We start from the raw sequence: 8,663 nt of genomic DNA, 5'->3' as shown, positions 1-8,663 counted from the left end.
AACAAGGCCCAGGCGGCGCAGGCGCTCTTCGATCACAAGTTCCTGCTGCCGAGCGCACCGGATGCGCCGAGCTTCTACCTCGCGCCTGGCGACGGCAAGGTCACCATCGCCTGGCAGAAGTCGAACTCGGAGGCGGTCGGGGACGCGTATTTCGGCGTGGCGAGCCTGCCGCTGAATCCGGACGGAACGGTGAACCCCCTCTACGACCCCGACTACCGCCAGTTCGACGTCCAGGGCTACCGGATCTGGCGGGGCACCTCGGCGTCGAGCCTGTCGGTGATCGCGGAGTTCGACGTGGCGGGTGCGACGTTCACGGACTATACCGCGCAGATCTACGATCTGGCGCTCTACGGCAACCAGTGCGCTCCGGAGCTGGGCGTGACCGCGAGCTGCCCGACATTCCCGGTGGCCTATCCGCTGGTGCCCTCTTACGGCCCGCCGAACGCCACGGTGATCCAGGTGCCGCTGGGCGGTCGGGCGCTCCTTGCCAATGGCGCGATCGAGCTGGTGCAGGCGGACACGGCCTTCAGCGCCCGGACGGGGACCCTGTACTACGCGGTGCCCTACGTGTTCGTGGATTCGACGGTGCGGAACAGCTTCGAGTACGTGTACGCGGTGACGGCGTTCGACGTGAACAGCGTGCGGAGCGGGCCGTCGTCGCTGGAGTCGCCGCTGGTGACCAAGGCGGTGACGCCGCGGGTGCCGTCGTCCAACGCGGAGCCGGCGGTGGTGGTGACCGGGATGTTCGGCGACGACGGTGTGGCGCTCGACCCGAACGCGGCCGGCATCCGGGTGGACTCCGCCACGGGTGTGTTCACGGGGCTGGTGCCGCCGACCAACGGAGCGTCGTTTATCCTGGAAGCCGGCGTGCTGGAGGCGCTGCCGCCGGGTGACATCACGGCGCGGATCGACTCGCTCGTGCCGGGGACCGTGGGCGGCTTCGGCGGTCCGTACGCGAGCATGTACCTGTCGCTCATCTCGGGGAAGGACACGGTGCGGCGGGTGATCCCGTTCGACCCCGGTGCCGGGTACAACCAGGTGAACGTCACCTCGACCAGCAACTGGGTGCTGGACTCGACGGCGGCCCCCCTGGTCAAGTACGACTCCGCGCGGGCGGCCGCGCTCGGGCTGTCGGTGCTGTTCAAAGCCGGTGCGACCATGCCGGTCCAGTTCAAGACCTTCATCGCGCCGATGGGCGCCATCAGCCCCGGCAACCTCACGATAAGCTCCCAGCGGTACCCGTGGAGCGGGGAGACGGCGGCGCAGCATCACAGCGCGCTCCTGAACCAGCCGGTGTGGTACGACGAGGGCAGCGCCGAGCCTTCGCAGCCGACGGTCAATCCGTTCGCTTCGGCGGCCAACACCGACGGCAAGCTGACCGGCGTGAGCATGATCTACCAGGCCCTGACGTACCGCCTGCCGAACACCGGTACGCCGCCGGGCATCAACCTCCTGCACCGGTACGTCCAGTACGGGACGTCCCTGGGTCATCCGGGCGACTTCGTGGTGACGTGGAACGCGGACTCCACGATCACCGTGCGCGACTCCACGCACCACCTCAACGTGCCGTTCCGGCCCGACATGGGCGTGAGCTGGGGCTTCGTGAACGAGCGGGCCCTCACCGCGGCGGGGGTCACGGCCGGCGACATCGCGGACGGCACCGGCGCGCCGACGGTCGGCGTGGTCGGGTACTGGCATCAGTACGCGATCGCCCCGGTGTGCAGCCTGACGTTCGGCGCCACCTGCGCTCCGCTCCAGAACAAGGCGGAGTACGAGCCGATCAACTACGACAACACGGGCACGGCCAACGGCCACGGCATCTCGCTGTACATCGACGGCAGCTTCTTCATCATGCAGATGGCCTCGCTGCCGGCGGCCGGCACCAAGTGGCACCTCAAGGTGCTCGATGGCATGGTGGACGCCACCTGCTCGACCTACACCCCGGCGACGCCGGCGGCCGCGGCGACGGCGTGCTCCGGCTACTCGTACACGCCGCTGCCCTACCGCCAGCCGTACGTGCCCGGGCTGTCGCTGAAGATCCAGGTCACGCGGGGCTTCACGCTGGCGGCGGCCTCGGGCGACCTGACGCGCATCCACACGGTGCCGGATCCCTACTACAACCACAGCGGCTACGAGACCGCGGGCGGGCCCCGGCAGCTGCGGTTCGTCAACCTGCCCGACCGGGCGATCATCCGGGTCTACAGCGTGAGCGGGATCCTGGTGCGGGTGCTCACCCACAACGACCCGACGGGCGGGGGCGAGGAGCCGTGGGACCTGCTGACGCGGGAGGGGCAGCTGGTGGCGAGCGGGGTGTACTTCTGGCACGTGGAGGCGCCGGACGGGCGGACCCGCGTGGGGCGGATGACGATCGTCAACATCACGACCAACTAGGCGGAGCGCCCGGGAAAGGCCGGGCGCCCGGGCCGCCGGCGTGCCGAGCAACCCCCTCGGCCGCCGGCGGGTGCAGGACTCGGCTAGACTGCGGTCGCGGCCTCGCGCGCGGCCGCGGCGAACCGCCGCACGATCTCGCCCGCGGGCTCGATCCGCGTGATGCCCGCGACCGACTTGCCCGCCTGCCAGTAGTCCCGCGACGACCCGCCGCCCAGGGCGGCGCGCTTGAGCTTCCACACGTAGCGCAGGGCGTAGATCGTCCGCATCAGGTACTTGGTGCGCCGGCCGCGCAGCATCCACCGCGCCAGCGGCCCGGCCCGGGTGCCCACGCGCTCCACGTACGGCGTCCGGATCACCGCCAGCGGGACGCCGGTCACGCGCTCCGTGAGGACGATGTCGTCCTCGCCCGCCACCACGATCCGCCGCTTGTAGTCCGGGTGCACGCGGCACTCGTCGGTCGCGATGAACCGGGTCCCCATCTGCACGCCGGCGTAGCCCAGCCTGAGCGCGGCCACGAACGCCCGCTCGTCCCCCACGCCGCCGGCGCAGATCACCGGGCGGCCGAGGTCGCCCAGCTCCTCGATCAGCGCCTCGGCGCTCCTCGGCCCCGCGTGGCCGCCGGCGCGGTCGTTCACGGCGATGAGCCCGTGCACGCCGCTCTCGAGCGCCCGCTCCGCCCACTTCCGTTCGGTCACGTCGTGGTAGACCACGCCGCCCGCGGCGGCCACGCGCTCGACGACCCAGCGCGGCTTGCCCAGCGAGGTCACGAAGAAACGCACCCCTTCCTCGAGCGCGACGTCGAGCCAGCGCCGCATCCGCTCCAGGTAGGTGCGCGACGACCGCTCGATCAGGACGTTCATGCCGATGGGCTTCGCGGTGTGCCGGCGGATGAGCCGCAGGCCCTCGCGCAGATCGTGGCCGTGGACGTAGACCATCGAGAGCGGCTGCACGACGCCGATGCCGCCGGCCTCGGAGACGGCGGCCACCAGCTCCGGGTTGGTGCAGGGGTACATCGCGCCGCAGACCAGCGGCACCTCGATGCCGGCCTGTTGCGTGAACGGCGTCGTAAGAGTCACCATTGTCGGCAACGATAACGCCGAAGGAGCCTGCGGGCACGCTCCCGTGAACATCCTCCACGTCCTCTCGCAGCGCGAAGTCACCGGCGCCGAGCGGTTCGCTGCCTCGCTGATCCGCCAGCAGGCCCGGGCGGGGCACCGGGTGACGGTGGTTTCGGACACGCTGCATACGGAGATGGACGCCGAGTACGTGAGCCTGCCGCTGGACCGGCGCGGCTACGTCCGGCGGGTCCGGAACGTGGTCGCGCTGCGGCGTGTCATTCGCGGCAGGGGCATCCACCTGGTACACGCGCACTCGCGGGCCGCGAGCTGGGTCGCGTTCTTCGCCACCCGCTGCTCGCGCGTGCCGCTCGTCTCCACTCTCCACATGCTGCAGCCGCGGCACGCCTCGGTGCGCTTCAGCGTCTACGGCGAGGCAGTGACGGCCGTCTCGCCCACGGTCGAGGCGAACGCGTTGCAGGTCCTGCGCCTGCCGCGCTCGCGGCTCCACCTGGTGCCCAACGGGGTGGACCTCGAGCTGTACCGGCCCGGCTCCTCGCCGGCCGAGGCGCGCCGTGCCCTCGGCCTGCGGGCGGAGGGGCCGGTCGTGGCGCTGGTGGGCCGGCTCTCGGGGCCGCGGGGCGCGGTCGCCAGGTTCGTCGTCTGGGACGTGTTCCCGCGGGTGCTGGAGGAGGTGCCGGGCGCGACCCTGATCGTGGTCGGGGGCATGCGCGGCACCGCGGACTTCCCGGAGCTGGTGGCGCAGACCAACCGCCGGCTGGGGAGCGAGCGGGTGCGGTATCTGGGCCACCAGAGCGACGTGCGCGGCGCGCTGGCGGCGGCCGACGTGGTGATCGGCGCCGGGCGGAGCGCGCTCAACGCGCTGGCCATGGGCCGGCCGGTCCTCGCGCACGGCGAGACGCACTACGTGGGCGTCGCGGAGGAGGCGACGGCGGACGAGTGCCGCAACACCAACTTCGGCGACTCGGGCGTGCGGCGCGACACCGACCGGGCGCGGATGGCCGCGGACGCCGTGGCGCTGCTGCGCGACGCCGAGCGGCGGTGCCGCCTCGCGGCGTGGGGCCGCGCGTTCGTCGAGCGGCACTACGACGTGCGCGAGACCTGGCGGCGCATCGAGGAGGTGTACCGGCGCGCGCGGGCCGCGAAGTCACGGCGGCGGATCCCGGTCCTGATGTACCACCGGATCGTGGACGCGCCGCCGGCGAGCCGGCACGGGATCTGGGTGACGCGCCAGCGGTTCGCCGCGCAGCTCGCCTCGCTGGCGCGGCGCGGCTACACCACGATCACCTTCGGGGACTACGGCGCCTACCTGGCCGGCGGCTCCGCGCTCCCCCGGCGCCCGGTGATCCTCACCTTCGACGACGGCTACGCCGACAACCACACCAACGCCTTCCCGCTGCTGCGCGAGCACGGCATGAGCGCCGTGGTGTTCCTGATCGGCGACCGCAACGTGACGGCGAACCTCTGGGACGCGGCGCAGGGCGAGCCGCAGGTGCCGCTCTTGGCCGGCGACCAGATCCGCGAGATGCAGGAGCACGGGATCGAGTTCGGCTCCCACACCCTCAGCCACGCGCGGCTCACCGGCCTCGGCGCCGACCGGCTGGCCGCCGAGCTGGAGGGCTCGCGGCGGGCGATCGCGGAGCGCACCGGCCGGCCGGTGCTGTCCGTCTGCTATCCGTACGGCGCGGTGGACGCGGCGGTGAAGGACGCGGCCGAGCGCGCCGGCTACGCGTTCGGGGTGGCCTCGGACAGCGGGCCGCTCCGGATCGGGGAGGACCTGCTCGAGATCCGGCGGGTGCAGGTCTTTCCGGGAACGGATCGCTTCGGGTTCTGGCGGAAGACGTCGAGCTGGTACCATCGCTACCGCGGCCTGCAGCGGCGGGCGCACCCGTGATCCGGACGCGCCGGTGAGCGGGCACGAGCCGGTGCCGGAGTTCGTGGAGCGCCTGACGGCGGCGCTCCGCGACCGCTACCGCATCGAGCGCGAGGTCGGTGCCGGCGGGATGGCGACGGTGTACCTCGCGCACGACCTCAAGCACCACCGGGCCGTCGCCCTGAAGGCGTTGCGGCCCGAGCTGGCCGCGGCGCTCGGCCACGAGCGCTTCCTCCGCGAGATCGAGATCGCCGCCGGGCTCAGCCATCCGCACATCCTGCCGCTCTACGATTCGGGGGAGGCGGACGGCGTCCTGTTCTACGTCATGCCGTACGTCGAGGGCGAGTCGCTGCGGGACCGCATCCGGCGCGAGAAGCAGCTCCCGCTCGACGACGCGATGAAGGTCGCGCGGGAGGTGGCCGACGCGCTGTCCTACGCTCACACCCGCGGCGTCATTCACCGTGACATCAAGCCCGAGAACATCATGCTCCAGAGCGGGCACGCCGTGGTGGCCGACTTCGGCATCGCCCGGGCCGTCGACGCCGCGGGCGGCGCGCGGCTGACCGAGACGGGAATGGCGATCGGCACGCCTTCGTACATGAGCCCGGAGCAGGCGGCGGGGGATCGCGACCTGGACGGCCGCAGCGACCTCTACGCGCTGGGCTGCGTCCTGTACGAGATGCTGGCCGGGCAGCCGCCGTTCACCGGGCCCACGGTGGAGAGCGTGATCCACCAGCACCTGGCGGCGGAGCCGCGCTCGATCACTCAGATCCGTCCGGCCGTCCCGGACGAGATCGCCGGCGTGCTGCAGCGCGCGCTGGCCAAGAACCCCGCGGACCGGTTCAACCCGGTCGCGCAGTTCGCCGAGGCGCTCGGGCAGCGCCGCGCCCCGGCGGCCGCATCCGGGCGGCGACCCCGCCGCCGGCTCGTGCCCGTGCTCGCGGCAGGCGCCGTGGTCGTCGTGGGGGCGGCGGGCGCGCTGCTGTTCCGCGGCGGACGCACGGCCATCGTCTTCGGCGCCACGACGCAGGTCACGCTCGACCCCGGCCTGGAGATCGACGCCGCGATCTCGCCCGACGGATCCATGGTGGCGTACGCGGCCGGCCCGCCCACGCGGATGCAGATCTACGTGCGCCAGGTGAGCGGCGGCCGCACGGTGCGGCTGACCGACGACACCACCATGCACCATCGCTGGCCGCGCTGGTCCCCCGACGGCACGCGGGTCGCCTACGAAACGGCCGACGGGACCATCGCGGCGGTGCCCGCTTTGGGCGGGGCCCCGCGCCTCCTCGCGCGAGTGCCCCCGGATTCGGGATCGATCACCGACGGTCCGCCGATCGCGGGCTTCGACTGGTCCCCGGACGGTCAGCGCCTGGTGTACGTGCGGAAGTGGCCGCTCGGGTCCATCTACCTCCAGAGCCTGCGCGGAGGCCCGCCGACGCTGCTGGCCACGGTCCCCCAGGCGCACTCCCCCTCGTGGTCGCCCGACGGCTCGCGGGTGGCGGTCGCGGTCGGGAACGGGGTCTTCGTGTTCGGCGCGAAGTACTTCGCCAACGAGGGTCAGTCCGGCATCGCGGTCGTTCCGGTCGGCGGCGGGTCGCCGGTGACGATCGCCGATGCGTCGGCGATCAACGTCTCGCCGGTCTGGACGCCCGACGGACGGAGCCTCCTGTGGATCTCGAGCCGGGAGGGCCCGCGGGACGTGTATCGCGTGGCCGTCTCCCGGTCCGGCGTGCCACGCGGTCCGCCCCAGCGCGTCACGTCGGGGTTGGGCGCTTTCTCGCTGTCGCTCAGCCGGGACGGCCGTCGCCTGGCCTACGCCACGCTCACGACCTCCTCGAACGTCTGGGAGATGGACATCCCGGCGGGAGGGCCGGTGTCGAGCGCGTCGGCGCGTCCCGTCACCCTGGGCGACCAGACCGTCGAGACGGCCGACGTGAGTCCGGACGGCAGGTGGCTCGCCTTCGATTCCAACCGGGGCGGCAACTACGACATCTGGCGGATGCCGGTCGCCGGAGGCGACCCCATCCAGGTGACCACCAATCCCGCGGACGACTTCGCTCCGGCGTGGGCGCCCGACGGGCGTACGCTCGCGTTCCACTCGCTCCGGAACGGCAACCGGGATCTCTTCACGATCGCCGCCGACGGCACCGGGGAGACGCAGCGGACCAGTGGACCGGCCGAGGACCTGGACACGCACTGGTCGCCCGACGGGAGCGCGCTCGTCTACCAGTCGGTCACCAAGGACCGCGACGTCATCCGGGTGCTGAGGCTGGCCGACGGGAGCGGACACGACCTGTGGCCGGGGGAGTACGCGCGGTGGTCGCCGGCGGGCGGCGAGATCGCGGCCATCACGCCGCAGGGCCTGCGCGTGGGACCGGCCGCCGGCGGCCCGACCCGGATCCTGGTCCCGCGGCCCGACGAGAACTCGGGGCCGTACCTCTGCACCTGGTCGCGCGATGCCCGGACCGTCTACTACCTGTATCGGGACGCGTCCGGATGGTCCATCCGCTCGGTCCCCGCGACCGGCGGTCCGTCGCGCCGGCTGGTGAATTTCGGCGACAGCGAGCAGCAGCCGAACCGGTACGCGCTGGCGACCGACGGTCGCCGGTTCTACTACACGGCGGGGCGGCGGGAGGGCGACGTCTGGGTGGCGGAGCTGACGGCGCGCTAGGGCCGCGAAGTTGACCGCGTTCCGGCCCGCCGACTAGCTTTCAATGCTGGGTGCGTGGCGCGCGGTGGCTGTAGCTCAATCGGTCAGAGCGCTGGACTGTGGCTCCAGAGGTTGGGGGTTCGATTCCCCTCAGCCACCCTCTTGAAGGTGGAAGTTCCGAGACGGCGAAGCGAGCAGTGGTTACCAGTTGCTAGCGGTGAGGGGGCAGCCCGGTTACCAGTAGGTGAGTCCTGTACCCTACAACTGGTAGCCACTTCTCCCTGGCAACTTGCCGTCTGGCGACTTGGTCTAGGTCCGTAGCTCAATTGGTAGAGCACCGGTCTCCAAAACCGGGGGTTGGGGGTTCAAGTCCCTCCGGGCCTGTATTTGGAGCAGAAGCGGGTTGTGAGACGCCGAGTTGCGAGTGGTTGCGAGCACTTGGTGACTGCGGGGGGTGATGGGCGGCCTCGCAACTCGGACCTGGGCGGCCTCGCAACTCGGACCTGTACGTCTCGCAACTGTCTTTCTTGGCGGTATCGTCTAGGGGACTAGGACGTGGCCCTCTCAAGGCCAAAACACGGGTTCGAATCCCGTTACCGCTACTCGGCCCTATCGTCTAACGGCTAGGACACCACCCTTTCAAGGTGGGAACAGGGGTTCGATTCCCCTT

The 8,663-nt window shown here is 71.7% G+C and carries 4 protein-coding genes and 3 tRNA genes; 6 read left to right on the top strand and 1 reads right to left on the bottom strand.

Features of this window, described 5'->3' with window-relative positions:
- Nucleotides 1-2,391 (top strand): hypothetical protein (locus VMF70_03600; GenBank protein HTT67090.1); only part of this gene is annotated, 2,391 nt, incomplete at its 5' end.
- 83 nt (nt 2,392-2,474) lie between these two features.
- On the opposite strand, the gene VMF70_03595 is transcribed toward VMF70_03600, so the two are convergent.
- Nucleotides 2,475-3,470 (bottom strand): nitronate monooxygenase, encoded by a 996-nt coding sequence (locus VMF70_03595; protein HTT67089.1) that lies wholly within the window; start codon nt 3,468-3,470, stop codon nt 2,475-2,477.
- Nucleotides 3,471-3,513: 43 nt separating this feature from the next.
- Here VMF70_03595 and VMF70_03590 point away from each other — a divergent pair, with 43 nt between their 5' ends.
- From VMF70_03590 to VMF70_03570, 5 genes are all read left to right on the top strand, one after another.
- Nucleotides 3,514-5,361, top strand: coding sequence for a polysaccharide deacetylase family protein (locus tag VMF70_03590; GenBank protein ID HTT67088.1), 1,848 nt, complete (start codon nt 3,514-3,516; stop codon nt 5,359-5,361).
- Nucleotides 5,362-5,374: 13 nt separating this feature from the next.
- Complete coding sequence (locus tag VMF70_03585; GenBank protein ID HTT67087.1) at nt 5,375-8,014, top strand: protein kinase; 2,640 nt, start codon at nt 5,375-5,377, stop codon at nt 8,012-8,014.
- A 64-nt stretch (nt 8,015-8,078) separates the two neighbouring features.
- Nucleotides 8,079-8,152 (top strand) — tRNA-His (locus tag VMF70_03580).
- 152 nt (nt 8,153-8,304) lie between these two features.
- Nucleotides 8,305-8,377 (top strand) — tRNA-Trp (locus VMF70_03575).
- Nucleotides 8,378-8,522: 145 nt separating this feature from the next.
- Nucleotides 8,523-8,595: transfer RNA gene (locus VMF70_03570), tRNA-Glu, on the top strand.
- Nucleotides 8,596-8,663: the final 68 nt, after the last annotated feature.

This window comes from Gemmatimonadales bacterium (assembly GCA_035502185.1).
Classification (GTDB): domain Bacteria; phylum Gemmatimonadota; class Gemmatimonadetes; order Gemmatimonadales; family JACORV01; genus Fen-1245.
Note: the sequence above shows the minus strand (reverse complement) of the source record. Positions and strands in the feature narration are given on the sequence as shown.